This is a genomic window from Phaeobacter sp. CAU 1743, from assembly GCF_039839315.1.
Classification (GTDB): domain Bacteria; phylum Pseudomonadota; class Alphaproteobacteria; order Rhodobacterales; family Rhodobacteraceae; genus Phycobacter; species Phycobacter gallaeciensis_A.
In genome coordinates this window covers 15,953-41,224 of the sequence record NZ_JBDOQR010000042.1, presented here as the reverse complement: position 1 = coordinate 41,224, position 25,272 = coordinate 15,953, and the positions used below count along the sequence as shown (strand labels likewise).

Here is a 25,272-nt window from a genome sequence, read left to right as displayed (position 1 = left end):
ATCGGCCAAACCGCCGCTCAGGCGGCCAATACGGGGCGAAAATCGCTGGAAATGACGCCTCAACCGCCCCAAACTGCCCTCAAGCGGCAACATCGGCGCAGCCGAAGACGTTGTTCAGACGTTCCTAAATGTCTCAAAGCATTGAGCCATTCTGGCCTCGGGAGGTTTAAAAAATCACTCATATTTAAACACGCATAGGTAGATTATTCTTGCAATTTTAGAGAAAGCACTGCCGTTTAAAACGACGATGCAATGGTTCTACACAAACTCAAAACCTGCGTTGGACAGAGTGGCTAGATCAGCGCCTGCAAGCAAGATGCTGGTGCCATCAACCGTGAACTCAACACCCTCCAAAGTTTGCGTGATCGCAAGATCGTTTATGTCGATTGCGGTGGTTCCAAACAGCCGAATAAAGCCTTCTCCATCGGTGAAGTCCGTCACGACGTTGGTGCCATGGTTTTTGGAGAAACGAAGTGTCTAACATCAGCGTCCGCCATCTGAGCACCGCCTATACAGCAGTTTCAACAGATGTCTTCTTCGACGGACCGCAGTGCAGCACCAGAGGGGGGCGATCAATGACAGGTTTGGGCCGGGTCGTCGAAGTTTGCAACTGTGGCTAGCTTAGCACGGCTGACCATGCCGGACGGCTACCGCAGCGACGCCCGCTTCAGCAGCTCCACCAGATCCGGCCGGTCCAAGAGCGGGCTTGGCACGTCCAGCCCGTGGCTGTCGCGGCGCTGGGGCGGGATGGACCCGTCTGCGATCCGCTGCAGCAGGCCTGGGGGAAGGGCGGGTTCGGTCACCGGGTCCAGGAACAGGCTTTCGGCGGCGATGCCCTCGGCATAGACGATGTGATGGCGGTCGAACAGCAGCTGGAAATAATCCACGAACCCGCCGTCCTGCACCACTACGCTGTCTCCGTTCACCAGATGGCGGGCGGCGACCAGCAATTCGGGCGTGCCCGCCCCCAGCGCATCGTGGCGTTGGTAGACCATCAGCCGGTGATCGGGGCTGACCAGCAGGTCGCGGGCGTTGTTGAGCGTACCCTTGCGGATCAGGATCGGGGCCATGGCGCCGGTGGCGCGGCTGGTGGTCTGGCCGATCCAGCGCAACTCCTGCACACCGTCATCGCGGGTCAGGATGCGGTCCCCGGGGCGCAGATCCTCGATGGGCTTCTGGGCGCCGGTGGCGAGGGTAATATGAGTGCCCCGGGTAAAGGCGATCGAGGCCATCTGCGCCAGCCGCGCCCGGGCCGGCGCGCGCTCGGCCTTCAGAAGCGTATATCCGGTCTGCGGCATCAGCGGCGCCATCGGCACCAGGTAGACTGCGGCGATCAGCCCTTCGGCATCGACCTCCACCATCACCAGCGCATCCACATTGGGGCCGACCTCGGCCATCAGGGTGAGCGCGCAGTCAAGATGCAGCGCGGCGCCGGGCTGGCCCAGCTCGCTGTCTTCGGCGAGGGTGAAGCTGCCATCGCTGCCGCTGGCCACCGACAGGCGTTGCGGGGCTGCGGCGCCGGGGGCGAGCATATAGACATCGTCCAGCACCAGATCCTCCAGCACCCCCAGCGGATCGCCCATATTGGCGCCGGTCTCCACCAAAAAGGCGGCGGCGGCATGGGCCGGGATGGATCGGATCGCGGTGCGGTCGGCTGTCACGGTATGGCTCGTCTGTGCAAAGAGGGGGCGGCGCGGGCGCCAGCGGTTGGTTTAACCTATCCGGGAAATATGGCACGAAACAGACGACAACGGACAGAATTTCTGACCCGTGATCACGACATAGGTGATCATGGCGGGGGCGGGAAGGCTGGTCAACGGCGGGCGCAGAGTGCACAGTCTGCGCCGGAAACGAAGAATCCAGATGGAGGACGAACATGGAACTGGGAATTGCAGGCAAGCGCGCATTGGTCTGTGCCAGCAGCAAGGGTCTGGGGCTTGGCTGTGCCGAGGCGCTGGCCGAAGCCGGGGTCAATCTGGTGATGAACGCACGCGGAGAAGAGGCGCTGCTGGCGGCGGCGCAGACCATCCGTGACACCTATGGCGTCGAGGTCGAGACCGTGGTGGCAGACGTGACGACCGCCGAAGGCCAGCAAAAGGTGCTGGAGGCCGCAGGCGCGGCCGACATTCTGGTCACCAACGCAGGCGGCCCGCCCCCCGGCATGTGGTCGGACTGGGAGCGCGACGATTTCATCAAGGCGCTGGATGCCAATATGCTGGCGCCGATTGCGCTGATGAAGGCGCTGCTGCCCGGCATGATGGAGCGCGGCTGGGGCCGGGTGGTCAATATCACCTCGCAATCGGTGAAGGCGCCGATTGCAGTGCTGGGCCTGTCGAATTCGGCGCGTGCCGGTCTCACCGGCTATGTCGCGGGCACTTCGCGGCAGGTCGCAGGCAGCGGTGTCACCATCAACAATCTGCTGCCGGGCATTCACGCAACCGACCGTGCCGTGTCGCTGGACACCGGTGTGGCCGGGCAAAAGGGCATTTCCATCGAAGAGGCCCGCACTCAGCGCGAAGCAACCATCCCGGCGGGCCGCTATGGTACCCGGCAGGAATTTGGCGCGGCCTGTGCCTTCCTCTGCTCGCAGCATGCGGGCTTTATCGTGGGGCAGAACATCCTGCTGGATGGCGGCGCCACCAATATGACGCTGTAAGGCGATGGCCAGCGGTTTTTCCCTGAAGGACCAGCTGTTTAATCCGGAAAAGACCCGCTATCTGGCGGGTCTTTTTGCTGCCTGTGACCCCGGTTTCGACGCGCCGGGGTTCGAGGCGCAGGTGAACGCCTGCCTGCCGGAGCTGGAGCTGAAACAGAGGATCGACTGGATCGCCGAGGTTTTGGGTCAGCATTACGCTGCGCCCTTGCCCGAATTCGCGCCACTGCTGCGCGCGGCCCTGCCGCCGCCGCTGGACCCGGGCAAAAGCGACGATGATTTCGGCGACTTCATCTTTGCCCCATTGGGTGAATTCGTGGTGTCCAAGGGGTTGGAAGCGCACCCGGATCTATCACTGGATCTGCTGGAGGCGCTGACACAGCGGTTCTCCATGGAATTCGCCATTCGACCCTTCCTGAACCGCTGGCCGGATTTGACGCTGGAACGGATGCAGGACTGGGCCGGGCACGACCATTACCACGTGCGGCGGCTGGTCAGCGAGGGCACGCGCCCGCGTCTGCCTTGGGGCCTTGGGATCGGGCTTGATCTGCGGGCGCCGCTTCCGCTGCTGGACCAGCTGCACCGGGATGGCACGCGCTTTGTCACCCGCTCGGTCGCCAACCACCTGAACGACATCGCCAAGAAAGAGCCGGATCTGGTGGTCGAGACCCTGCGCCGCTGGGGCGAGGCCGGACAACAGACGGGCAAGGAAATGGACTGGATCACCCGCCACGCCTGCCGTGGACTGGTGAAGGCAGGGCACCCAGGCGCACTGGGCCTTCTGGGATATGATCCGGAGGCGCCGGTGGAGGCCAGGATCACGCTGCAAAGCGCAGCGGTTCCCATCGGCGATGCACTGTCCTTCTCTGTCGATCTGGCGGGGCCAGCGGAGCAGCCGGTGCTGGTCGATTACCGGCTGCATTTTCAGCGCCCCGGCGGCAAAGCTTCGGCCAAGGTGTTCAAGCTGAAACAGGCAAAGCTAGTGCGTGGTGCTCTGAAGCTCAGCAAGGCACATAAGCTGAAAGGGGATGCCACCACGTTCAAACTGGTGCCCGGGCCGCATCGGCTGGAGCTGCTGGTCAATGGCAATGTGCGGGCGGAGGCTGCGTTCGACCTGCTGCCAGCGGGGGAATAATCGGCAACAGCTGGGACGATTGAATATCCGGCGCTCGGGAGGCCGAGGGTGCCTGTTTTGCGCGCAGGTCACCCAGTTTGTCCCTGACACCGCTTCACATTCCTGTGGGCAATATGGTGCGGTAAGGGCCTGCCTGCTACGCCGAGCCCATCAAAACGGGGATAACGATCATGCAGGCCATCGCCATAACCACCATCTTTGCCGCTATCATATTGCTCAGCCTCTACTATGCGCCGCGCAAGGCCACGGTGGGCGGGTTCTTCGGCGGTCAGTCCGACCGAGGAGAGGCGCCGACCCTGTGGACGCTGGTGCTGTCACAGGTGACCACGTGGATCTTCGCGCGCTCGTTGATGAACGCGGCGATCTTGGGCTTTTACTACGGCATCGCGGGAACTCTGGCCTATGCGGCCTATTACGGCTCCTTTCTGACCGGCGGCTATATCGTTGGCCGGATGCGCGCACAGGGTGCGACATCGGTGCAATCCTGGCTGGCGGAGCGTTTCGGCGCCACGGGCACCACCGCCTATAATCTGGTGATCGCACTGCGCCTGTTGTCCGAAGTTTTTGCCAACCTGCTGGTGGTCGGGCTGATCTTTGCCGCCGCCCTGCCGGATGTGGCAGGGGCCGAGACGACTGCCATTCTGGTGGTTGGTGTGCTGGCGCTGGCCTATTCCGCATGGGGCGGGCTGTCGGCGGCGCTGCGCACCGATGTGATCCAGATGTCGCTGTTCCTCGTGGTCTTTGGCGCCGCCTTTGTCGCGCTGATCCTGCGCCCGGGCTTTGAGATCTCTGCGGTGATGACCGCGCCGGGGGCGGCGGGCGCCCATGACGGCTGGGTGCTGCTGGTGGTGGCCGCGCTGCAGGTCTTCTCTTACCCGGTGCATGATCCGGTGATGATGGACCGCGGCTTTCTTGCCGATCCCGCAACCACCCGCAAAAGCTTTTCGCATGCCTTCTGGACTTCGGCGCTTTGCATCATCGCCTTTGGCTTTTTCGGCATTCAGGCTTCCCTTGAGGGCGCGGAATACGAAGGCCAGCTGTTGGGGACATGGGCGACGATGCTGCCGGGCTGGGTTTTCGTCATGCTGATCGTGTCGCTGCTGGTTTCGGCGCTCTCGACGCTGGATTCCGCGCTCAGCTCGGCCGCGCGTCTGGTGGTCGAAGAACTGCGCCTTGCGCCGCGCAGCCTGATGGGCGGCCGCATCGCCATGGTGGTCTTTGCCGCTGCTGGTGGCGCGCTGACGCTTTGGGGCAACAAGACGATGTTTGATGCCGTGGCTGTATCCGGTACCGCCTCGATGTTCCTGACCCCGGTGCTGGTAGCGGGACTTCTCGGTAAACGTCAGGTGGCAATCTGGGCTTATCTGGTCAGCTTTGGCTCTGCCATACTTGGCGCGGCGGCCTATATGTTCCGCGATGCACCCGGCATCTCGGCGCTGCTTTATGATGGGCACAAATACGAGCAGCTTTTGCAGATCTGCGTGATCGTGCTGGTGGTCGGCTTTGCCGCAGTGGCGCGCGGCAGCCGCAGGGTTGAAGCCTGACAGGGGGGCTGCTACATCTGCGCCAAACCCGATGGAAAGCGTCGGAAACAGCTCCGAGGCCGCATGAACACTGCCCCTGCCGAAATGCTCAGCACCATGGCCCCGCCACGGCTGGAAATCCGCAATATCAAGCGGTTCTTCGACGGGCGCCCGGTGGTCGACGATGTGTCCCTGCAAATTCAGGCGGGACAGGTGACCTGCCTGCTGGGTCCCTCGGGCTGCGGCAAATCCACCACTCTGCGCATGATCGCAGGGGTGGAGATGCAGGACGAGGGCGAAATCTATGTGGATGGCAAGCTGATCTGCGACACGGTGTTCCGTGTCCCGCCCGAGCGGCGCGAGATCGGCCTGATGTTTCAGGACTTTGCCCTGTTCCCGCACCTGAGCGTCGCGGATAACGTCGCCTTTGGTCTGAAAGGGCCGAAGGATCAGAAACGCGCGCGGGTCGAGGAGCTGCTCGCCAAGGTGTCGCTGTCGAAATACATCGACGATTACCCGCACCAGCTGTCGGGCGGCGAACAACAGCGCGTCGCACTGGCCCGCGCCCTGGCGCCGCGTCCGCGTATCATGCTGATGGATGAACCCTTCTCCGGTCTTGATAACCGTCTGCGCGATGGCATCCGCGACGAGACGCTGACGCTCTTGCGCGAAGAGGACACGGCAGTCCTTCTGGTGACGCACGAGCCCGAAGAAGCCATGCGCATGGCCGATGAGATCGCCCTGATGCGGGGCGGGCGGATCGTACAGCAGGGCGCGCCCTATAACGTCTATACCCGCCCGGTCGATAAGGCGGCGGTGGCCTTTTTCAGCGACGTCAACGTTCTGGATGCACAGGTGAACGGCGCGCTGGCGCAGACGCCATTCGGCCAGTTCCTGGCTCCGGGCGTGCCCGATGGTACCGATGTGGAGATCGTCTTTCGCCCGCAGCACGTGCGCATTGATTTCGACCGCGCGGGCAAAGGTCCCTTGCCGACCCCCAGCGACGGCGTCCCGGCGCGCGGCGTGGTCGAACGGGCGCGCTTTCTTGGCCATGAAAGCCTGGTCGAGTTCCGCATGGATTTTGACGGATCGCTCCTGAAGGTGACGGTACCTAACGTGTTCCTGCCCGAAGTGGGCCGCGTCCTCTGGCTCACCGTGCCGCGCAACCGGTGTTTCGTCTTCCCAAAGGGATAGGGAACCACTCCGTCCTTGGCGTTATGTCGGTGCACCGTCGTATTGCGGGGCATCGTCGCAAATCTCGTACCAATCGGCCTTGTCAGCGACGAACTCGTGAAACTGGTTTCTGACGCCGATATCGCCATCCAGCGCGCTTGCCGCGATTGCGATACGCTCGTCCTCGGCCAGGATTTCCCCCAGCGAGGTGCCGCAGATCTTGCAGAAACAGCGGATGAATTTGAAGGGCGGCTCAGGCGTGTAGGTGGTGACCTGATCCTTGCCCTTGATCCATTGCACGTCTCCGGGCCGCACAAGCACGATGGCGCTGGTGCCGACCTTGCGGCAGCGGGAGCAATGGCAGGTGCCCATCATCGGCGGTTGCACAGTCAGTTGAAATTGTACCGCGCCGCAACAGCAGCTTCCCTGGACCATGTGATACGCCTTCCCGCGTGATGAACTGGGCAAACGCTAAGGGAACAGATGCAAGGCTGCAATATACGGGCGGGCGGGGCAGAGGTGACTTTCCCGTGAAGCGCGTGCACCGGCAGGCCGAGCCGCCCCAAGGAGTGACGTCTTGAACCGATGTTCCTACTGTTGTCTCATACTCGGGCACGGGAGGCACAGAACATGCCGGAAGAGCCAGAGACCGAACCAGAGATCCCGCCAGGGGCTGCCAGAAATTTGCGTGGGGTGCGCCTGATTGCCCATCTCACTTGGCTGGGAGGCCTTGGGGCGATCTATGCAACAGGGGGCCTGGTCTGGATCACGCTGCAGAACGCCGGGGTGTCCATGGTGTCCTGGTCGCGGGGCGTGTCCCTGTTCATACCCGTCGCGTTGTTTCACGCCGTGCCGCTGATCGTGCTCGCCCTTGTGGAGATTTCGGCCTGCAAGGCGGCAATCCGCGGGCGCAAAAGCAAGTGGCGAGAGTATGTCCTCGCGGTGCTGGTGCCCGCTGTTTCGGTTGCCGAGCCAAAGGATGCGGGCAGGCTATGGGCTGCGCTTTCGGGCGCTGGCCTGCTGTCGGTCGTCTGGGTTTGCTATTCGCTGTTCTCCCTTGCCTCCTATCAGGGGCCGGGCGGCTTTGCCGAGGCGATGATCATGACGCTTGCCCTGTTTCCGCTGACCCTTGGCGCGCTGATGTTGCATGTTGCGCTGGCTGCGGCCATCGGCGGGGCGCTGGGCAGCGGCATCTATGTGCTTATCCGCCGCCGCGGCAGAAAGCAGGACAAAGGTGAGTGATCAGCTCTCCTCCTTGTCGCGGTAGGGATCGTAATCCGACAGCCGCTTGCCCGGCTCATCGACGAACAACTCGGGCAGGGCGGTGGCCTCTTCGATCAGATCAACGCGGAAGACACGGAAATCCTCGCGCGCTTCGCACCAGGCGGTGAGGGTCCAGACACGGCCCCAGTATTCCATGTGCAGCGGGCGGATTTTGCGCCGCGTCATTTCGCCATCGATGCGGCGATAGGTGATCTGCAGCTTCTGGCGCGCCTTGATCGCTGCCCGCAGGGTGGGCATCTGGGCAAAGCCCCGCGCCGCATCGGCAAAGGGGTAGACGGCGAACTTCCAGGCATCCGCCTCGGCGATGGTCTCGGCAGGCAGCACCGCGTCCACCTTGGCCGCCAGGGACTGCGCGGCGGATTTGAGGTCCGGATCGGCGGCCTCGGCGACGATGGCCATGCCAAGGTTCAGCGCCTCCAGTTCCTCGGGGGTTAGCGTGAGGGGCGGCAGGGTGATCGCTTCGCGCACCATGTAGCCGACGCCGCGCTCCCCTTCGACCGGCACGCCTGAGGCGACTAACGTGTCCATGTCGCGGTATATGGTGCGGGTAGAGACCTCCAACCGCGCCGCGATGTCCTGCGCGCGGTGCAACTTCCCATCGCGCAGGATCTGGATGATTTCGAAAAGGCGGTCGGTACGGCGCATGACCCTAGCCTTGGCCTGCGCCGCACCGTTAGGTCAAGCCGCCATCTGCCACAGGATGTCTTCGTGGCGCATGTCGATGCTGCCGGGCTCAATCGCCTGCATCAGCGCCGCGGCAAAGGGCTGCTTGGGAAAGGCCTCTGCTGCCGCCATGGCCGCCGCGTGATCGCGCCAGACCACGTGATCGCTCCAGCGGCCGTCGGCGCCGCAGCTGAGACGGCGGAACATGAACCCCGGCTGCGCCCGCACGAAGGCTTCGCTTTGCTGACTGATCGCGACAAAGGCCTCGGGGGTGATTCCGCTCGCCAGGGTGAAAGTGACGATTTCGGCAACCGGAGTGGTCTGAGTGTCTGTCATATCGGTGTCTCCTTATTGATGTGACAGGATGGACCTAGCAGGGAGCAACTGACATAAACCTGTCAGTTGTGTTTGAGCGGATGCGGATTTCAGTGATTTTTGCCCTGCCTGAGCCCCCCGACAGCCTGCCAGATCTATCCGGCAGCGCGGCGCGTCCGTAAAAATGGGGATGACAGACAAAACCGGTGCGGATGGGCACCGGACAAGAAGGAGACACTCACATGCTTAACAATATCGGCCTTCCGGGCATTCTGCTGATCGCCGTCGTGGTTCTGGTCCTGTTTGGCCGCGGCAAGATTTCCTCGCTGATGGGCGAAGTGGGCAAAGGCATCACCGCCTTCAAGAAAGGCGTGAAAGACAGCACCGAGGAACTGGAGCAGGACGCCGCTGCCGACGCCAAGGACATCACCCCCGAGACCGAAAAAGACAAGGCGTAATCCGCCATGTTCGATCTTGGGTGGACCGAACTCATGGTGGTCGGGATCGTTGCGCTGATCGTGGTCGGTCCCAAGGATCTGCCCGTGCTGTTCCGCAACGTCGGCCGCTTCGTGGGCAAGGCCAAGGGCATGGCCCGTGAATTCAGCCGCGCGATGAATGACGCCGCCGATGAGGCGGGCGTCAAGGATATGGCGCAGGGGCTGAAGGCAGCGACCAATCCAGTTGGCACGGCCATGGACGGTGTCAAAGAGGCGGCGCAGGATATGGCCAAATCGATTGACCCGACCAAATTCGATCCGGACAGCGAAACCGGAAAGCTGGCCGCCGAACGCGCCGCCGATGCCAAGAAGATCCAGGAGGCCACCGCCCGCGCCGCATCTGACCGCCAGGCTCGTGAGGCCGAAGAGGCCGCAGCGGCAGCGGAGGCGGCCAAGGCAGGTGCCGGGGAGCCGGATCAAGACAAAGAGACCAAATCATGAGTCAAACGGATGATATCGAGGACTCCACAGCGCCGCTGATCGAGCATCTGGCAGAGCTGCGCACCCGCCTGATCCGGGCGGTGGGGGCCTTTATCGTCGGGATCGTGCTGGCCTTTACCGTGGCTGAGCCGATCCTGCAGTTCCTGCTGGGGCCGATCGAGGCCACCCTGCGCGAGCTGGGCGACCCGTCGCCGACGCTGCAATATACCAGCCCGCAGGAATACCTGTTCACGCTGTTCCGGATCTCGATGGTCTTCGGCTTTGCCTTGTCCTTTCCGGTGATCGGCTTCCAATTGTGGCGGTTCGTGGCACCCGGCCTTTACAAGACCGAGAAGAACGCCTTTTTGCCGTTCCTGATCGCGGCGCCGGTGATGTTTCTTTTGGGCGCATCATTTGCGCATTTCGTCGTCACCCCGCTGGCGATGGCCTTTTTCCTTGGCTTTGCGGATGTGTCGTCGATCTTTGCCAACCTTCTGTCCGGAACGGTCAATGACCTGCCGACGGATGCGGCGGTGGTGCCGGAAACGGCTGATGGCGTGCGCATCACCTTCTTTGGTAAGGTGAACGAGTCGCTGGACATCACGCTGAAGTTCATCATGGCCTTTGGCCTGTGCTTCCAGCTGCCGGTGCTGCTGACCCTGATGGGTAAGGCCGGACTGGTCAGCGCCGAAGGTCTGGGATCGGTGCGCAAATACGCGGTTGTGGCCATTCTGGTATTGGCCGCGCTGGTGACGCCGCCGGATGTGATCACCCAGCTGATCCTGTTCACGGTTGTCTATGGGCTTTACGAGATTTCGATCTTCCTGGTGAGCCGGGTCGAGAAGAAACGCGAAGAGCAGCTGCGCGAAGAAGGCTATTACGATGACGAGGATGAAGAGGATCCTCTGATGGCCGAGTTCGACGAAGACGACGACAAGTGATCAACTGACAGAACATCAAGGCGCGCCCCCTGGGGTGCGTCTTTTTCTATGCGTGGGTGAAATTTTGCGGATATGCTGACGCAGTGCTGCATGGGGAAGGGAGGCCCTTTTGCTCGACTACAGTCATAACAGCCTGTTTGTTCTGGCATCTTTGGCCATTGCCCTGATCGCGGGGTTTTCCGGCCTGTCGCTGACGCAGGGCGCCTCGCAGATGTCGGCGCCGGTGCGCAAGATCGTGGTCTCGGCGGCGTCGGTGATCCTGGGCAGCGGCATCTGGTCGATGCATTTCGTGGCCATGCTGGGGCTGGAGCTTCCGGTGGCCTATTACTTTGATCCGCTGGTGACACTGATTTCGGCCCTGACGGCGATCCTGTTCATGGGGCTGGCGCTGCTGATCGTGCATTTCGGCACCCGGACACGAGGCAAGATCATGCTGGCCGGGGTCATCATGGGCAGCGGCATCGCGGCGATGCATTACATCGGCATGTCGGGGATGGAACTGTGCGTGCCAAGCTATACTCCGGCGCAGATTGCCATGGCTTTTGCCGCCTCCATCGCGCTTAGCATGGCGTCGTTTCAGGTCTCCTATGGCCACCGCAGCGCCCGCAATATCGTTCTGGGCACCTTTGGCTTTGGCATCGCCGTTTTTGCCGTGCATTTCATCGCCATGGCGGGCACGGGTTTCACCCAATCTGCCGAATACACCACCTTTGTACCGCCGATGAGCCGGGGCGTGCTGGCCTTTGGGGTCACCCTGTCGGCCTTTGTGCTCTCGGGCAGTTTCCTGCTCAGCGGCGCCACTTTCGCCACCCGGCTGAGCGGGGAGGGAACTGCGCAGACCGGGCAGGCTGACGTGCAGCCGCCTGTGGCTGAGGAAATCGATCCGGCGGCGACCGGGCCAGAAGCGGAGGCCGCCGAGATCTCGCAGGAGGCGCGTATACCTTACGAATCCGATGCGCGCACCCATTTCATCAGCCCGGACAGCGTGTCGGCCATCCGCGCCGAAGGTCACTACACCGTGCTCTACAGCGGCGAGGCGAAGCTATTCTGTCCCTGGTCAATCTCAGAGGCCGAAACTCGCACCGCCACCGGCAGTTTCATCCGCACCCACCGCAGCTATCTGGTGAATCTGGCGCATGTCACCAGTTTCGAGCGCAAGAAGGACAATGGCGTGTGTTACTTCGATGAAACCCCTGCGCTGCCCAAGGTGCCTGTCAGCCGCTCCCGCCTGAGCGAGGTGCGGGCAAAGCTGGGCATGTAGCGGAGGGCAGGGCAGGGCGCCTGCGGTTCTGCCTGCATCCTCCAGCCCCCTCCAATCCCCGGACGGCTCTGGCGGCTTTTCATTGGCCGACTTTTGGGCCCGGAACCATTGGGCGTCGCAGCGCAGCCCAACACCTCCCTATCTGACACTCCCGAATGGGCCTTAACGGGGCTCTGCTTATTGCGCCGGACATCTGCGATTTGCTGCCGCGACTCGTGCTGCATGTTCTGGTTGTGCCTGGCGGCGAAACTCCATGTCTGACGGGGCTTTCGCAACTCGTGCAGCCCATTCGCATTTCGTGAACGCAACCTCGGCGGTCGTTCCCGCAGCCTCGCCCCGGGGCGGCAGCGGCGCCTTTACTATCCGCAATCCGGAATTCAGGGAGGAAACGGATGATACCCTCAGAGTTTGAATACCACCGGCCCGGCAGTATCGACGCGGCCCTGGCGGTATTGCAGGAACACGGCGACGATGCCCGTGTCATGGCAGGCGGGCACAGCCTGATCCCGATGATGAAACTGCGCATGGCCGATGTACCGCATCTGATCGACCTGCAATCCATCGCCGAGCTGAAAGGCATCGCGGTGGATGGTGGAACCGTAACAATCGGAGCAATGACCACCCAGCACGAGCTGATCACCAATGATGATCTGGTTAGAGCAGCCCCGATCATGCGGGAGGCGGCCCTGCTGATCGCCGATCCCCAGGTGCGCTATGTGGGTACCATCGGCGGCAATGTGGCCAATGGCGATCCTGGCAACGACATGCCGGGGCTGATGCAGTGCCTAGATGCGACCTTCACCCTGCAAGGCCCGAATGGCACCCGCGAGGTTCAGGCGCGCGACTTTTACGAGGCGGCCTATATGACCGACCGCGAGGATGACGAGATCCTGACCGAGATCTCCTTTGCCGCGCCGAAGGGCGGGCAGGCCTATGAAAAGCAAAAGCGCAAGATAGGCGACTACGCCACGGCAGCGGCGGCTGTGATCCTGGAAAAGGCGGACGGCAAGGTCGCCTCCGCTTCGATCGCGATGACCAACCTCAGCGATACACCGGTGTTTTCCGCCGATGCAGGCGCGGCACTGGTGGGCAGTGACTGCAGTGCCGATGTGGTCTCGGATGCGGTCAGTGCCATGCTGGGCGACATCGACCCGACCGAGGACAACCGCGGACCGGTCGAGTTCAAGAAACACGTGGCTGGCGTCATCCTGCGCCGCGCCATCGAACGCGCCTGGTCGCGGGCCTGAGGGAGGAGACCATGGGAAAACAGATCATCACCCTGACGGTGAACGGCGAAAAGCACGAAGTCGCCGCCGAGCCGCGCGAGCTCTTGGTGCACACCCTGCGCGAGAGGCTGAACCTCACTGGCCCGCATGTCGGCTGCGAGACCTCGCATTGCGGCGCCTGCACCGTCGATATCGACGGTAAGTCGGTGAAATCCTGCACCATGTTTGCAGCACAAGCGGATGGCGCCGAGATCACCACCATCGAAGGTATCGCCGCGCCCGACGGCATGCATGTCTTGCAGGAAATGTTCCGCGAACATCACGGGCTTCAGTGCGGTTTCTGCACCCCCGGCATGATCACGCGGGCCTATCGTCTGCTGCAGGAAAACCCCAACCCCACCGAGGAAGAAGTCCGTTTCGGCATCGCCGGCAACCTTTGCCGCTGCACCGGCTATCAGAACATCGTCAAGGCGATCCTCGCCGCTGCGGCTGAACTCAACGCATCCAAGGAGGCCGCACAATGAAGGATCTGGAGGACCGTCAGGAACGGATCGACAATCTCAAGGGCATGGGCTGCTCACGCAAGCGGGTCGAGGATGCCCGGTTCACCCAGGGCAAGGGCAACTACGTCGATGACGTCAATCTGCCGGGCATGCTGCACGGGGATTTCGTGCGCTCGCCCTATGCCCACGCGCGGGTTAAATCGATCAATATCGATGCCGCCATGGCGCTGGATGGCGTGATCGCGGTGCTGACCGCCAAGGATCTTGAACCGCTTTCCTTACACTGGATGCCGACCCTTGCGGGGGACAAGCAGATGGTGCTGGCCGATGGCAAGGTACTGTTCCAAGGGCAGGAGGTCGCTTTTGTAGTGGCCAAGGACCGCTATATCGCTGCCGACGCGGTGGAGCTGGTCGAGGTGGACTACGAGGAGCTGCCGGTTCTGGTGGATCCCTTCGAGGCGCTGCAATCCGATGTCGTCCTGCGCGAAGACATCAAGGACGAAAAAGAGGGCGCCCATGGCCCCCGCCGCCATCACAACCACATTTTCCTGTGGGAAGAGGGCGACAAGGCCGCCACCGAGCAGGTCATTGATGAGGCCGAAGTGGTGGCCGAAGAGATGGTCTATTACCACCGCACCCACCCATGCCCGCTGGAGCCCTGCGGCTCGGTCGCAAGCATGGACAAGATCAACGGCAAACTGACCCTCTGGGGCACCTTCCAGGCGCCGCATGTGGTGCGCACCGTGGCCAGCCTTCTGTCGGGCATCGAAGAGCACAATATCCGCGTGATCTCGCCCGATATCGGCGGCGGCTTTGGCAACAAGGTGGGCGTCTATCCGGGCTATGTCTGCTCCATCGTGGCCTCCATCGTCACCGGCCAGCCGGTGAAGTGGATCGAGGACCGGATGGAAAACCTGATGGCCACCGCCTTTGCCCGCGATTACTGGATGAAGGGCAAGATCAGCGCCACCAAGGAGGGCAAGATCACCGGGCTGCAATGCCATGTGACCGCCGACCACGGCGCATTTGATGCCTGCGCCGACCCGACCAAATTCCCGGCTGGTTTCTTCCACATCTGCACCGGATCCTACGACATTCCGGTCGCCTATGTGGGGGTCGATGGCGTCTATACCAACAAGGCGCCGGGCGGCGTGGCCTATCGCTGCTCCTTTAGGGTGACGGAGGCCGCCTATTTCATCGAGCGCATGATCGAGGTCTTGGCGATGGAGTTGAACATGGACGCAGCCGAACTGCGCCGCATCAACTTCATCAAGGCCGATCAGTTCCCCTATCAGTCCGCGCTGGGTTGGGAATATGACTCTGGCGATTACCACACCGCCTGGGACAAGGCTCTGGCCGCTGTCGGCTATGACGATCTGCGCGCCGAGCAGGCGCAGCGGGTGGAGGACTTCAAGGCCGGAAAGACGCGCAAGCTTCTGGGCATTGGTCTGACGCATTTCACCGAGATCGTCGGCGCGGGTCCGGTGAAGAACTGCGATATCCTTGGCATGGGAATGTTCGACAGCTGCGAAATCCGCATCCACCCAACGGGCTCGGCCATCGCGCGCCTTGGCACCATCAGCCAGGGGCAGGGGCACGCGACCACATTCGCGCAGATCCTGGCCTCGGAAATCGGTCTCTCGGCTGACAGTATCACCATCGAGGAGGGCGACACCGACACCGCGCCCTATGGTCTGGGTACTTATGGTTCGCGTTCCACACCCGTTGCCGGTGCTGCCACCGCCATGGCGGGGCGCAAGATCCGCGCCAAGGCGCAGATGATCGCGGCCTACCTTCTGGAGGTTCACGACAACGATCTGGAATGGGACGTGGACCGGTTCGTGGTCAAGGGCGCGCCCGAGCGGTTCAAGACCATGAAGGACATCGCCTATGCGGCCTACAACCAGGCCATTCCGGGGGTTGAGCCGGGGCTGGAGGCGGTCAGCTACTACGATCCGCCCAACATGACCTATCCCTTTGGCGCCTATATCTGCGTCATGGAGGTGGACGTTGACACCGGTGAGCATGAAATCCGCCAGTTCTACGCGCTGGACGATTGCGGCACCCGCATCAACCCGATGGTCATCGAAGGCCAGGTCCACGGCGGCCTGACCGAGGCGCTCGCCATCGCCATGGGGCAAGAGATCGCCTATGACGATATGGGCAACTGCAAGACCGGCACCTTGATGGATTTCTTCATCCCGACCGCTGTTGAAACGCCCCATTACACCACCGACCACACCGAAACCCCCAGCCCGCATCACCCGATCGGCGCAAAGGGCGTGGGCGAAAGCCCCAATGTGGGCGGTGTTCCGGCCTTCTCCAACGCGGTGCATGATGCTTTCCGGGCCTTTGGCCTGCGCCAAAGCCATATGCCCCACGATCACTGGCGGATCTGGAAGATCGCCAATGATCTGGGTTTGCACGGCTAAACGGAGAATGGGGGGCCGTTCTGGCGGCCCTCCTATCACATCATGACTTATCTCGACCTTCAGAAAGACCTTGCCGAACAGGGCTATGTCGCCTCCGATGATCTGGCGATGGCGCTGCATCTTGCGGTGACACTGGGCCGTCCCCTGCTTCTTGAAGGGGCTGCTGGTGTCGGCAAGACCGAGGTCGCCCGCGCCCTGGCTGCGGCGCGCGACACGCGCCTGATCCGGCTGCAATGCTATGAAGGGCTGGACGCGGCTCAGGCGATCTATGAGTGGAATTACCAGCGCCAGCTCTTGGCGATCCAGGCGTCTGGCAAGACAGGCAAGGAGGCCGAGGCGCAGATCTTCTCCGAAGACTACCTGCTCGAACGCCCGCTGTTGCAGGCGATCCGGCAAGACACGCCGCCGGTGCTGCTGATTGACGAAATCGACCGCGCCGATGAAGAATTCGAGGCCTACCTTCTGGAGGTTCTCGCCGATTTCCAGATCACCGTGCCGGAGCTTGGCACCATCACGGCTAAAAGCCGCCCGCTGGTGATCCTGACGGCAAATGGCACCCGCGATCTGTCGGACGCGCTGCGCCGACGTTGCCTTTACGCCCATGTGGACTATCCCGACCGCAAGACGGAACTCGCCATTCTGGACGCGCGCTGTCCGGGGCTGAGTGCCCATCTTGCAGGGCAGATCGTTGGCTTTGTGCAGGATCTGCGCAAGGAAGATCTGGTGAAGAAACCCGGCGTGGCCGAGATGCTGGATTTCGCCGCTGCCCTAGCTGGGCTTGGGGTTGGTGACCTCACCGAAGACCCCGCCGCCGTGATGGCGGCCATGGCAACCTTGCTGAAGACCGAGGCCGACCGCGGCGCGGTTCCGGCAGAGGTCGCCCAGCGGCTGGCGGGGCGCGCCGCATGAGCCGGGTGACCAAATTCGCGGGCCGCGATCCCGGCCCCGGTGCGCGGATTGCGGGCTTCATGGCGCATCTGCGTGCCCATGGCTTTGCGCTGGGCGTGGCGGAAACCGGCACCGCGCTGGCGGCCCTTGGCGCAGTAAAGGCGAGCGATCCGTCAGAGGCCCGCGCCGCCCTGCGTGCCGTCTGCGCAGGCCGCGCCGAGGATGTGGACCGCTTTGATGCGCTCTTTGACAGTTTCTGGATGGATGCGGGCCGCGTGCGGCAGAAGACCGTGCCGAGCGACAGGACACACAGGAATGAGGACATGCGCTCCTCGCGCAAGGACGCGGGCGAGACAGAGGCAGAGGGTGCAGGCACAATTCATGCCCCCGGTGGCAGCGGCGGCGGGGAGGCGGAAAGCGACGGCACGGGGCGGCTGGTTGCCTCGGATGTGAAGAACCTGATGAAGAAGGACCTGCGCGATCTTGTGGATCCTGAAGACATCCGCAGGGCCGAAGCGGTTGCCCTGCGGCTGGGGCAGGCCCTGCGCGACAGACGCTCCCGCAGGCGCAAGGCAGCACGGCGGGGCAGGGCGGTGGATTTCCGCCGCACCATCCGCAAGGCGGTGGCCACCGGTGGCGTGCCCCTGCGGCTGGCCCGGCGGACCCGTCCCGATAGGCCTGTGAAGATCGTTGCCCTGTGTGATGTGTCGGGATCGATGCTGGTCTATGCGCGGCCCTTTCTGGCATTTCTGGCCGGGCTGATGCGGGCGGATGTGCATTCGGACGCTTACCTGTTTCACACCCGCCTTGTGCGCATTGCCGAGGCTTTGCGCGAAGAGGACCCGATGCGCGCGCTCAACCGGGTGACGCTGATGGCCGAGGGCATCGGCGGCGGCAGCTGCATCGGCGGCGCGCTCCAGCACTTCGCGGCGACCTATGCACGCCGGTTCGTGGATGGGCGATCAGTGGTGATCATCCTGTCGGATGGCTACGACAGCGACCCGCCCGAACACATCGCGGCGGCGCTGGAGGCGCTGAAGCGGCGCGGTTGCCGGATCGTCTGGCTCAACCCGCTGAAGGGCTGGAAGGGCTACGAACCCATTGCGCGCGGCATGGCAGCGGCGCTGCCGTATTTGGATCTGTTCGAGGCGTCCAACACGCTGGAGGCACTGGCCAGCCTCGATCAAAAACTGGGGGCGATATGAGTTTCATCATGGCAGGACATTCATCACTGGGACCGCGCCTGGAACAGGATCTGGCGCGCGAAACCGAGGCACGGCGCAGCGCCGGCGAACCCTTTGCCATGGCGACTGTGGTACGCACCGTGGCGGCGACCTCGGCCAAACCGGGCGCCAAGGCGCTGATCGATGCGCAGGGTGAGATCGTCGTCGGTTTCCTGGGCGGGGGCTGCGTGCGCGGTGCCGTGGCCCGCGCCGCGCGCGAGGCGATCGAGAGCGGCGCGCCGCAGCTTTTGTCGATCGGCCCCGAGGACCTCTTGGCCGAGGCAGGCGTCAGCGCGGGCGAGGAACGCGACGGCATCAAATACGCCCGCAACGGCTGCCCCAGCAAGGGGGTGCTGGACATCTTCGTGGAACCCGTGCTGCCGCTGCCTGCGCTGGTGGTCTGCGGCTCCGGCCCGGTGGCGCAGGCGCTGGTGGAACTGTCGGCGCGGTTCGAATTCGACCGCACCCTGTGCCTGCCCGGCCCACAGGAAAGCGACCTGCCCATGCCTGACCGGGTGGTGGAGCATTTCGACGAACACCCGATCTGGGACAGCGCGCCCTTTGTGGTGGTCGCAACCCAGGGGCGCGGGGACGAGGCGGCGCTCCGCCGCGCGCTGATGCAAAAGGCGCGCTATATCGGCTTTGTCGGCAGCCGCCGCAAGTTCGCCACCCTGTCGCAGCGATTGCAGGACAAGGGCGTGTCCGAAGAGGCGCTTGCCACGGTAAAGGCGCCCGCAGGCGTCGACATCCACGCCATCACCCCGGATGAGATCGCGCTGTCGATATTGGCCGAACTGGTGCAGCGCCGCCGGGCGCTGCAGCGCGGGGAGGTGAACGATGCGTGATTTGATCCGCAGCCTGTGGCGGCGTCTTTTCCCTGAATTGAGTGACGCGCAGGCCAGACTTCTGGCCAGCGTCAAATTCCCTTGTTGCTAGAAGGAAAACGAGCATGGAACTGAGCGACGAAATCTTCATCAACGCCCCGCGAGATGAGGTCTACGCGGCCCTCAATGACCCTGAGGTGCTGCAAAAGGCGATCCCCGGCTGCGAGGAGCTGATCAAACATTCCGATACCGAGCTGGAGGCCAAGGTGGTGCTGAAGATCGGACCGGTGAAGGCGAAGTTCTCAGGGCAAGTGACACTCTCCCCCGATGCCCCGCCCGAGCGGTTCTCGCTGACAGGTCAGGGCAATGGCGGAGCGGCGGGCTTTGCCAAGGGCAGTGCCGAGGTGGTGCTGACCGAACAGGATGGCGGCACCCTGCTGACCTATACCGCCAAGGCCGATATCGGCGGCAAGCTGGCACAGCTCGGCAGTCGCCTGATCCAGAGCACGGCCAAGAAGCTGGCTGCCAAGTTCTTCAAGAGCTTTTCCGAGGAAATGGAAAAAGCCGAGGCGGCCTGAAACAACGGCCGCACCGTAAGAGGCTGGGCGAGCATGAGGCAGCGTGGCAGCAGGTAAGAAGCCCGAAATGGGCACCAGAACCGAGAGAAGAGAGGGGGCGGCGCGCATGTGTCGCCCCCTTTACCGCGCCGCCACCCGGCAAAGCATCTTGTTGCTAGGGGCGGAACATGGTTTGTCATGCGCAACAATCGATACGGAGGACCCGATGAACGAGGATGCATTGACGCGCATTGCCGAGGCTTTGGAGCGGATGTCGCCCGCACCGCTGGCGGCCCCGGACTTCGATGCCGCTCCGGCCTTTGTCTGGCACGTGGCCCCGGACCGTCTGGCGCCGGTCGAAACGGTGAACCGCGTCGATCTGGATCTTCTGGTGGGGATCAACCGTTCGCGCGATACGCTGCTGGAAAACACCCGCCGCTTCGCACAAGGTTCCGCCGCCAATAACGCCCTGTTGTGGGGCGCGCGGGGTATGGGAAAATCCAGCCTTGTCAAAGCGATACATGGCAGCCTTGTCGCGGAACACCCGGATCTGAAACTGGTGGAATTGCAGCGCGAGGATCTGCCTTCAGTGGCGCGGCTGTTGAACCATCTGCGCGGCTCCTCGAAACGTTTTGTGCTGTTCTGCGATGATCTGTCGTTCAGTCATGATGATCAGCACTACAAAAGCCTGAAGGCTGTGCTGGATGGCGGTATCGAAGGGCGCCCGGAGAATGTGGTGTTCTACGCGACATCGAACCGGCGTCACCTGATGCCGCGCGACATGATCGAAAACGAACGCTCCAGCGCCATCAACCCCTCCGAAGCGGTGGAGGAAAAGGTCTCGCTCAGCGATCGGTTCGGACTGTGGCTGGGCTTCCACCCGTGTGATCAGGATGAATACCTTGAAATGATCGAAGGCTACTGCACCGCCTATGGGGTCACCGCCGATCCCGAGGTGATCCGCGCTGAGGCCATCGAATGGCAGGCGACGCGCGGTGCGCGCTCGGGGCGGGTGGCCTGGCAGTATTTCACCGATCTGGCCGGGCGTCATGGCGTCACGCTGAGCTGAGCCGTGGCGGGGGCGCAGGCAGAGTTTTCCGCCGGGTGCCTGTGCGGCGCGGTGCGTATCACCGCGCGGGGCAGGCCGCGCGGGGTGGGGATCTGCCATTGCCTTGATTGCCGCAAACACCACGGCGCGCTGTTCTATGCGGCCGCCGTATTTCCTGAAGAAGCGGTGTCTGTCACCGGAGAGACCCACGCCTATGAGGGGCGCCATTTCTGCCCGCGCTGCGGCTCATCCGTCTTTGCCCGCACGGATGATGAGATTGAGCTGCATCTCGGCGCGCTGGACGCGCCGGATCAACTGGTGCCGGAGTATGAGCTCTGGACCCGGCGCCGGGAAAGCTGGCTGCCTGAGTTTGCGCAGATGCAGCGCTTCGCGGGCAACCGGGAGGACGGTCAGTCCGAAGAAGACTGACCGCGCAGGGGCTGACGCGGCGGGACAGGAGTCAGTTCAGATAAGGCAGCGGATCCAGGCTTTCATAGCCATTGCGGACCTCGAAATGCAGGAAGGCATCGTCGCCATCGCGCAGTTTGGCGATGGGCTGGCCACGGGTGACCTTGTCGCCCTTCTTCACCGAGATATCCGTGACATTCACATAGAGCGTCAGCAGCTTGTTGGAGTGACGCACCACGATGATCGGGATGTTCTTTGAATCCTTGGTGATCGCGGCGACGGTACCGGCATCTGCAGCCATGACCGCAGCGCCCGGCGCCCCGGCGATATCGATGCCTTCGTTGCGCCCCTTGGAGTAGGTCGAGATGATCTTGCCCTGCAGGGGATAGGCCATGGCGGCGTCATTCTTGCGCGTCGGCTCCGGCACCTCGACCTTGGGCAGCGGGGCGACCTCTTCCGCAGCCGGGGCGATATCCTCATCCGGTAGCGGTTTGGTGGCGCTCGGCGGTGTTGGCGTGGCGCTGCCTGCGCCGGGCAGGGTGGTTTCTGCGGCAGGCTGTGTCGGCGCGCTCTGATCCTTCAGCGGGATCAGCAGATACTGACCTTCGCGGATGGAGAAATCACTGCCCAGACCGTTCCATTCGGCCAGCGCCTTGACCGGCACCTGATAAAGGCGCGAGATCGTATAGGCGGTTTCACCGCGCACCACCTTGTGACGCACCGGCTCGGGGCCGTCCTGCACCTCGGTCGGGGCCGGGCGGGGCGTCGGTTTCAGCTCGGTCGTGGTGACCGATCCGGGGTTGGGCGATGTTTCGGGGGCCTGGTCGATGGCCTGTCCAGCCAGCGAGGCGATGTCGACGCCGCCGGGCTGGGCGGTTCCTGCCGTTACCGGCGCATCGGGCGCGCGGCGCGGCAAGGCCAGAACCTCGCCTTTGCGCAGGGTATCGCCGGGCTGCATGCCGTTGAAGCGTGCCACTTCACCGCTGGGCAGGCCGATCCGGGTTGCCACATCAGCCACCGTATCGCCGCGCTGGGCGACGGCCACTTGATAGGAGGGATAGGTGATCAACCCGCGCGCATCCGGAGCCGGGCGGTCGCTGGTGGCGCTTTTGGCTGCTGAAGTGGTGTTGAAGGCGCCGATCTGCCCCCTCAGGTCATAATCCAGCGGCCCATCACAGGCGGCAAGTAGGGCAGCGACTGGCAATATCGCCAGGGTCTTTGCCACGCGTCGGGACAGGATGGGGGCGTTCTGTGTCATCTCGCTCTCCTCGGAACACGTCATTTGGAGCTGGCGCCCGTGCCGGTTCGGATCAGGAAGCTCCGGGCAGGGCCGCAACGTCGGCGTCTTTTGTTGTTCACTGCGACAGAGCAGGATCCGGGAAAGGAGGCATTGCCCTGATGCGGTGGCTTTTCCTCTATCTACGTGTCTTTTCCCAGGCCCTCAAGAAGGGGCACGAAGCGAACCGGGCGCAATTCGTCATATTCAAGGCCGGTTTCGGACTTGCGCACCCGGATCAGCGTTTGCACCGTGTCCGACTGGCCCACCGGAACGATCATGATGCCACCGGGTTTCAGCTGCGCCAGCAGCGGGCCGGGCGGATCCTCGGCGGCGGCGGTGACGATGATGCGGTCAAACGGCGCCTGATCCGGCAGACCGTGGCTGCCGTCGCCCACCAGCGAGGTGATATTGGGCAGGTGCAGCGCATCAAACAGGGCCCGGGCTTCGCGCACCAGCCGGGCGTGGCGGTCGATGGTATAGACCCGGCGCGCCAGTTTTGACAGGATTGCCGCCTGATAACCAGAGCCGGTGCCGACCTCCAAAACCGTGTCACGCGGCGAAATCTGCGCCGCCTGCGTCATCAGTCCAACAACCGACGGCTGCGAAATCGTCTGGCCGCAGGCGATCGGCAGAGGCATGTCCTCATAGGCGCGTTCGGCAAAGATCCCGCGCACAAAAGGGCCACGGTCGATCTGTTCCATGGCCTCAAGGACCTGACTATCGGTGACCCCGCGCGAGCGGAGCGCAAAAAGGAACTGCATCTTGGTTTCGGGATCGGGTGCGGTCATTCCAGAACCTTGAGCGCGTGGAGGGCGTCATGGGCGGTCAGGTCCGCGCGCATCGGGGTGACCGAGATATAGCCGTCCAGATTGACCGAAGCATCGGTGTCCGGCGCGGTGTGCACGTGCTGATCGCCGCCCTTGATCCAGACATAGCGCCGCCCGTTCGGCGATTGCTGCTCCTGGGCCGAAAACCGGGTGCCATGGCGCATGCCCTGGGCCACGGCGCGGGCGCCTTTGACGGCGGCGGCGGGCACCGGCGGGAAGTTGATGTTGTAAAACAGCCGGTAGCCTTCGGTGGGCTCCTGCGGGCTGGCCTTCAGAATGTCGCGGATCAGCGCGGCGCCATGTTCGGCAGAGGCTTCGAAAGGATTGTCGAGCTGCGCATTATGCGGCCCGAAATACTGCGATAGCGCCATCGCCGGAATGCCCTGCAAGGCTGCTTCCATCGCGCCGCCAAGGGTGCCTGAATAAAGCGCGTTCTCGGCGGAATTGTTGCCGCGGTTGATCCCCGACAGGACCAGATCCGGCATCACATCTTCCATCGCCACGTGCACACCAGCCAGTACGCAGTCGGCGGGAGAGCCTTCGGTGGCAAAGCGGCGCTCGCCCAGCTGGCTCAGCATCGAGGGGCGGGTGTAGCTGATGCAGTGACCGACACCGGATTGCTCGAACGCGGGGGCAACGGTCCAGACTTCCCCATCTGGTCCGGCAACCTCATGCGCAATGGCTTCCAGAACCGTCAGCCCCGGAGCGTTGATCCCGTCGTCGTTGGTAACCAGAATGCGCATCACGTTCCCCTGTCTTGGTTTTGATCTGAATAAGACGTGGGGAATGAGGGGGCAAGCCTTTCACTGGAGGCCTGTGCGCTAACCGAAGAGCGGGGCAAAGGCGCCACAGCTTGCCGTTGGATAGGTCTGGTTTGATCCGCAAAGGGGGCGCTCCCGCCTGCTTTGGGAGCATTCTGCGAATTCCCCCGCACAGTTGGGCCCGGCAGGCTGACGCCTGCGGGGCAGGAGGAGCGGACGCGATCATGCGCAACCGCGCCGCGGCGCACGGCCCAACGCCGATCCGAATATCTGTGATATGAGAGAGCGGGGCGGGAGCCGCGCTGTGGCTGGTTCCCGCTGATGCTGTCGCTTAGTTATCGTTCAGGATCAGGGGCAGCAGGCGTGCGGCCTCGTCCTGTACTGGTGTCAGCGCCTCGCGATCTTCACCGGGGAAGAAACGCGCGCGCAGGGCGGTGGGCATCGGCTGCGGCTGCAAGATCTCGACCCGCGGACCAGTTTTGACGCTTTCGGCCTGCCAACTGCGTGCCAGCGCCATCTGCGCGGTCTTGGTTGCGCCATAGGCGCCAAAGAATTTCTCGCCACCGCGCGGATCGTCAAAGAATACCGCCCGCCCGGTCGGGCCCAGCAGCGGTGCCACATAGGGGATCAGCACCGAGGTTGCGGTAGCGTTCACCGCAACGGATTTTTCCCAGTCCTTGGGCGCTACAAAGGGCGCCGGGCTGAGCGGGGCTGCGTGGATGGCGGTATGCAGCCAAAGGCCCAACTGGCCCCAACGGTCGTGGATGCCGCGGCAGAGAGTCGCCATGGCCTCGGGGACGGTGATGTCCATCGGCGCCAGCGTGGCGCTACCGTCCTTGGCCTTGATCCGGTCGTCTAGCTCTTCCAGAGCGCCGGTGGTGCGGGCCACGGCAACGATGTGATGCGTCGGGGCAAGCGCCTCGGCCAGAGCGGCGCCAAGGCCGCGCGATGCGCCGGTGATAAGAGCAAGTTTCTGTGTCATGTCCGCCTTTTGGGCCTGTTGAGGCATCGGGTCAAGGGGCTGATGCGCGGCAGATTAGCTGCCGGGCATGGTCATCTGCACCGTGGTATTGCCGGAGCGGATTAGCAGGCCGCGCTTGTCGATGGCGATGATCTCGGACCGACCGAGGCGCTGCCCTGTGGTCACCTTGCGGGTGCGCCCACCGGGAAACTGCACCAGCGCCGACAGATTGTCTTCGGAGCCGAAAATACCAAGGAGGGCGATGCGGCCCTCGGGGGCCTCTACGTGCTGCGTTGCGGTTGCGGCCACCTGGGCCGGTGTCGATGTACGTGTCTTTGTCATTCGGAGTGTTTGCTTTGCAAGCTTGGTGGAAGTCGTCCGCCCGGATGGACCCGGCATGGGTCCGGGCAGCGGGCCAGTAACGGCGGATGGCCGCGTCGTGGTGCTGGGCCGCCCCACGGGGGGTATCA

General features: G+C 63.4%; 28 protein-coding genes. 18 read left to right on the top strand and 10 right to left on the bottom strand.

Annotated elements, in window-relative coordinates; genetic code table 11:
• Positions 1-258: 258 nt before the first annotated feature.
• On the bottom strand, positions 259-441 hold the full coding sequence (locus AAFO90_RS15960) for a hypothetical protein (protein WP_347510003.1): 183 nt from the start codon (positions 439-441) through the stop codon (positions 259-261).
• 206 nt (positions 442-647) lie between these two features.
• Complete coding sequence (locus AAFO90_RS15955) at positions 648-1,661, bottom strand: Hint domain-containing protein (RefSeq protein ID WP_347510002.1); 1,014 nt, start codon at positions 1,659-1,661, stop codon at positions 648-650.
• Positions 1,662-1,876: 215 nt separating this feature from the next.
• Between AAFO90_RS15955 and AAFO90_RS15950 the strand changes: the two genes are divergently transcribed.
• From AAFO90_RS15950 to AAFO90_RS15935, 4 genes are all read left to right on the top strand, one after another.
• Positions 1,877-2,656: an SDR family oxidoreductase gene (locus AAFO90_RS15950; protein WP_274828779.1), complete on the top strand. Its 780-nt coding sequence runs from the start codon at positions 1,877-1,879 to the stop codon at positions 2,654-2,656.
• A gap of 4 nt (positions 2,657-2,660) precedes the next feature.
• Positions 2,661-3,788, top strand: a complete 1,128-nt coding sequence (locus tag AAFO90_RS15945) for a hypothetical protein (RefSeq protein WP_347510001.1) — start codon at positions 2,661-2,663, stop codon at positions 3,786-3,788.
• A 170-nt stretch (positions 3,789-3,958) separates the two neighbouring features.
• Positions 3,959-5,332 (top strand): sodium:proline symporter, encoded by a 1,374-nt coding sequence (locus tag AAFO90_RS15940; RefSeq protein WP_347510000.1) that lies wholly within the window; start codon positions 3,959-3,961, stop codon positions 5,330-5,332.
• A 63-nt stretch (positions 5,333-5,395) separates the two neighbouring features.
• Positions 5,396-6,505, top strand: a complete 1,110-nt coding sequence (locus AAFO90_RS15935; RefSeq protein WP_274828773.1) for an ABC transporter ATP-binding protein — start codon at positions 5,396-5,398, stop codon at positions 6,503-6,505.
• 21 nt (positions 6,506-6,526) lie between these two features.
• Here AAFO90_RS15935 and AAFO90_RS15930 read toward each other — a convergent pair whose 3' ends face one another.
• Positions 6,527-6,919 (bottom strand): GFA family protein, encoded by a 393-nt coding sequence (locus AAFO90_RS15930; protein WP_274831844.1) that lies wholly within the window; start codon positions 6,917-6,919, stop codon positions 6,527-6,529.
• Positions 6,920-7,114: 195 nt separating this feature from the next.
• On the opposite strand from AAFO90_RS15930, the gene AAFO90_RS15925 reads away from it, so the two are divergent.
• The gene (locus AAFO90_RS15925; protein WP_347509999.1) at positions 7,115-7,726 is read left to right on the top strand and encodes a hypothetical protein; all 612 of its coding nucleotides are present in this window, start codon (positions 7,115-7,117) and stop codon (positions 7,724-7,726) included.
• Here the strand turns inward: AAFO90_RS15925 and AAFO90_RS15920 are convergent, their stop codons facing one another.
• Complete coding sequence (locus AAFO90_RS15920; protein WP_065273147.1) at positions 7,727-8,413, bottom strand: YafY family protein; 687 nt, start codon at positions 8,411-8,413, stop codon at positions 7,727-7,729.
• Positions 8,414-8,446: 33 nt separating this feature from the next.
• The gene (locus tag AAFO90_RS15915) at positions 8,447-8,767 is read right to left on the bottom strand and encodes a hypothetical protein (protein ID WP_347509998.1); all 321 of its coding nucleotides are present in this window, start codon (positions 8,765-8,767) and stop codon (positions 8,447-8,449) included.
• A gap of 221 nt (positions 8,768-8,988) precedes the next feature.
• On the opposite strand from AAFO90_RS15915, the gene AAFO90_RS15910 reads away from it, so the two are divergent.
• From AAFO90_RS15910 to AAFO90_RS15850, 13 genes are all read left to right on the top strand, one after another.
• On the top strand, positions 8,989-9,204 hold the full coding sequence (locus AAFO90_RS15910) for a twin-arginine translocase TatA/TatE family subunit (protein WP_274828764.1): 216 nt from the start codon (positions 8,989-8,991) through the stop codon (positions 9,202-9,204).
• A gap of 6 nt (positions 9,205-9,210) precedes the next feature.
• Positions 9,211-9,684 carry a Sec-independent protein translocase protein TatB gene (tatB, locus tag AAFO90_RS15905; RefSeq protein WP_274831848.1) on the top strand — a complete coding sequence of 158 codons (474 nt, stop codon included), beginning with the start codon at positions 9,211-9,213 and terminating at the stop codon, positions 9,682-9,684.
• A complete protein-coding gene (locus AAFO90_RS15900) occupies positions 9,681-10,604 on the top strand; it encodes a twin-arginine translocase subunit TatC (RefSeq protein ID WP_274833583.1) in 924 nt (307 codons plus the stop codon). Before tatB ends, AAFO90_RS15900 begins: the two co-directional genes overlap by 4 nt.
• A 109-nt stretch (positions 10,605-10,713) precedes the next feature.
• Complete coding sequence (locus AAFO90_RS15895) at positions 10,714-11,865, top strand: MHYT domain-containing protein (RefSeq protein WP_347509997.1); 1,152 nt, start codon at positions 10,714-10,716, stop codon at positions 11,863-11,865.
• Positions 11,866-12,257: 392 nt separating this feature from the next.
• Positions 12,258-13,112 carry a xanthine dehydrogenase family protein subunit M gene (locus AAFO90_RS15890; protein ID WP_347509996.1) on the top strand — a complete coding sequence of 285 codons (855 nt, stop codon included), beginning with the start codon at positions 12,258-12,260 and terminating at the stop codon, positions 13,110-13,112.
• Between the two features lie 11 nt (positions 13,113-13,123).
• Positions 13,124-13,615, top strand: a complete 492-nt coding sequence (locus AAFO90_RS15885; protein ID WP_274828756.1) for a (2Fe-2S)-binding protein — start codon at positions 13,124-13,126, stop codon at positions 13,613-13,615.
• Positions 13,612-16,026, top strand: coding sequence for an aerobic carbon-monoxide dehydrogenase large subunit (locus AAFO90_RS15880; protein ID WP_347509995.1), 2,415 nt, complete (start codon positions 13,612-13,614; stop codon positions 16,024-16,026). The genes AAFO90_RS15885 and AAFO90_RS15880 overlap by 4 nt, the downstream gene beginning before the upstream one ends.
• A 42-nt stretch (positions 16,027-16,068) precedes the next feature.
• Complete coding sequence (locus AAFO90_RS15875) at positions 16,069-16,935, top strand: MoxR family ATPase (RefSeq protein WP_347509994.1); 867 nt, start codon at positions 16,069-16,071, stop codon at positions 16,933-16,935.
• A complete protein-coding gene (locus AAFO90_RS15870; protein WP_347509993.1) occupies positions 16,932-18,119 on the top strand; it encodes a VWA domain-containing protein in 1,188 nt (395 codons plus the stop codon). Before AAFO90_RS15875 ends, AAFO90_RS15870 begins: the two co-directional genes overlap by 4 nt.
• Positions 18,120-18,127: 8 nt before the next feature.
• A complete protein-coding gene (locus AAFO90_RS15865) occupies positions 18,128-18,982 on the top strand; it encodes an XdhC/CoxI family protein (RefSeq protein WP_347509992.1) in 855 nt (284 codons plus the stop codon).
• Between the two features lie 104 nt (positions 18,983-19,086).
• Entirely contained in the window at positions 19,087-19,539 is a 453-nt protein-coding gene (locus tag AAFO90_RS15860) for a carbon monoxide dehydrogenase subunit G (RefSeq protein ID WP_347509991.1), read from the top strand.
• A 205-nt stretch (positions 19,540-19,744) separates the two neighbouring features.
• Complete coding sequence (locus AAFO90_RS15855; protein ID WP_347509990.1) at positions 19,745-20,587, top strand: ATP-binding protein; 843 nt, start codon at positions 19,745-19,747, stop codon at positions 20,585-20,587.
• A 3-nt stretch (positions 20,588-20,590) separates the two neighbouring features.
• Positions 20,591-20,995, top strand: a complete 405-nt coding sequence (locus tag AAFO90_RS15850; RefSeq protein ID WP_347509989.1) for a GFA family protein — start codon at positions 20,591-20,593, stop codon at positions 20,993-20,995.
• A gap of 31 nt (positions 20,996-21,026) precedes the next feature.
• On the opposite strand, the gene AAFO90_RS15845 is transcribed toward AAFO90_RS15850, so the two are convergent.
• The 5 genes from AAFO90_RS15845 to AAFO90_RS15825 all read right to left on the bottom strand — a co-directional run bounded on the left by AAFO90_RS15845 (position 21,027) and on the right by AAFO90_RS15825 (position 25,144).
• The gene (locus AAFO90_RS15845) at positions 21,027-22,232 is read right to left on the bottom strand and encodes a peptidoglycan DD-metalloendopeptidase family protein (RefSeq protein ID WP_347509988.1); all 1,206 of its coding nucleotides are present in this window, start codon (positions 22,230-22,232) and stop codon (positions 21,027-21,029) included.
• A gap of 161 nt (positions 22,233-22,393) precedes the next feature.
• Positions 22,394-23,041, bottom strand: a complete 648-nt coding sequence (locus AAFO90_RS15840; RefSeq protein ID WP_065273163.1) for a protein-L-isoaspartate(D-aspartate) O-methyltransferase — start codon at positions 23,039-23,041, stop codon at positions 22,394-22,396.
• Entirely contained in the window at positions 23,038-23,823 is a 786-nt protein-coding gene (gene surE, locus AAFO90_RS15835; protein ID WP_065273164.1) for a 5'/3'-nucleotidase SurE, read from the bottom strand. Before surE ends, AAFO90_RS15840 begins: the two co-directional genes overlap by 4 nt.
• A 349-nt stretch (positions 23,824-24,172) precedes the next feature.
• Positions 24,173-24,823 carry an SDR family NAD(P)-dependent oxidoreductase gene (locus AAFO90_RS15830; RefSeq protein WP_347509987.1) on the bottom strand — a complete coding sequence of 217 codons (651 nt, stop codon included), beginning with the start codon at positions 24,821-24,823 and terminating at the stop codon, positions 24,173-24,175.
• Between the two features lie 54 nt (positions 24,824-24,877).
• Positions 24,878-25,144 carry a hypothetical protein gene (locus AAFO90_RS15825; RefSeq protein ID WP_065273165.1) on the bottom strand — a complete coding sequence of 89 codons (267 nt, stop codon included), beginning with the start codon at positions 25,142-25,144 and terminating at the stop codon, positions 24,878-24,880.
• Between the last annotated feature and the right edge of the window lie 128 nt (positions 25,145-25,272).

Coding starts and splice junctions, on each gene's coding strand:
- AAFO90_RS15950 (WP_274828779.1), top strand. CDS start 1,877: ATGGAACTGGGAATTGCAGGCAAGCGCGCATTGGTCTGTGCCAGCAGC.
- AAFO90_RS15945 (WP_347510001.1), top strand. CDS start 2,661: ATGGCCAGCGGTTTTTCCCTGAAGGACCAGCTGTTTAATCCGGAAAAG.
- AAFO90_RS15940 (WP_347510000.1), top strand. CDS start 3,959: ATGCAGGCCATCGCCATAACCACCATCTTTGCCGCTATCATATTGCTC.
- AAFO90_RS15935 (WP_274828773.1), top strand. CDS start 5,396: ATGAACACTGCCCCTGCCGAAATGCTCAGCACCATGGCCCCGCCACGG.
- AAFO90_RS15930 (WP_274831844.1), bottom strand. CDS start 6,919: ATGGTCCAGGGAAGCTGCTGTTGCGGCGCGGTACAATTTCAACTGACT.
- AAFO90_RS15925 (WP_347509999.1), top strand. CDS start 7,115: ATGCCGGAAGAGCCAGAGACCGAACCAGAGATCCCGCCAGGGGCTGCC.
- AAFO90_RS15920 (WP_065273147.1), bottom strand. CDS start 8,413: ATGCGCCGTACCGACCGCCTTTTCGAAATCATCCAGATCCTGCGCGAT.
- AAFO90_RS15915 (WP_347509998.1), bottom strand. CDS start 8,767: ATGACAGACACTCAGACCACTCCGGTTGCCGAAATCGTCACTTTCACC.
- AAFO90_RS15910 (WP_274828764.1), top strand. CDS start 8,989: ATGCTTAACAATATCGGCCTTCCGGGCATTCTGCTGATCGCCGTCGTG.
- tatB (WP_274831848.1), top strand. CDS start 9,211: ATGTTCGATCTTGGGTGGACCGAACTCATGGTGGTCGGGATCGTTGCG.
- AAFO90_RS15900 (WP_274833583.1), top strand. CDS start 9,681: ATGAGTCAAACGGATGATATCGAGGACTCCACAGCGCCGCTGATCGAG.
- AAFO90_RS15890 (WP_347509996.1), top strand. CDS start 12,258: ATGATACCCTCAGAGTTTGAATACCACCGGCCCGGCAGTATCGACGCG.
- AAFO90_RS15885 (WP_274828756.1), top strand. CDS start 13,124: ATGGGAAAACAGATCATCACCCTGACGGTGAACGGCGAAAAGCACGAA.
- AAFO90_RS15880 (WP_347509995.1), top strand. CDS start 13,612: ATGAAGGATCTGGAGGACCGTCAGGAACGGATCGACAATCTCAAGGGC.
- AAFO90_RS15875 (WP_347509994.1), top strand. CDS start 16,069: ATGACTTATCTCGACCTTCAGAAAGACCTTGCCGAACAGGGCTATGTC.
- AAFO90_RS15870 (WP_347509993.1), top strand. CDS start 16,932: ATGAGCCGGGTGACCAAATTCGCGGGCCGCGATCCCGGCCCCGGTGCG.
- AAFO90_RS15865 (WP_347509992.1), top strand. CDS start 18,128: ATGGCAGGACATTCATCACTGGGACCGCGCCTGGAACAGGATCTGGCG.
- AAFO90_RS15860 (WP_347509991.1), top strand. CDS start 19,087: ATGGAACTGAGCGACGAAATCTTCATCAACGCCCCGCGAGATGAGGTC.
- AAFO90_RS15855 (WP_347509990.1), top strand. CDS start 19,745: ATGAACGAGGATGCATTGACGCGCATTGCCGAGGCTTTGGAGCGGATG.
- AAFO90_RS15845 (WP_347509988.1), bottom strand. CDS start 22,232: ATGACACAGAACGCCCCCATCCTGTCCCGACGCGTGGCAAAGACCCTG.
- AAFO90_RS15840 (WP_065273163.1), bottom strand. CDS start 23,041: ATGACCGCACCCGATCCCGAAACCAAGATGCAGTTCCTTTTTGCGCTC.
- surE (WP_065273164.1), bottom strand. CDS start 23,823: ATGCGCATTCTGGTTACCAACGACGACGGGATCAACGCTCCGGGGCTG.
- AAFO90_RS15830 (WP_347509987.1), bottom strand. CDS start 24,823: ATGACACAGAAACTTGCTCTTATCACCGGCGCATCGCGCGGCCTTGGC.
- AAFO90_RS15825 (WP_065273165.1), bottom strand. CDS start 25,144: ATGACAAAGACACGTACATCGACACCGGCCCAGGTGGCCGCAACCGCA.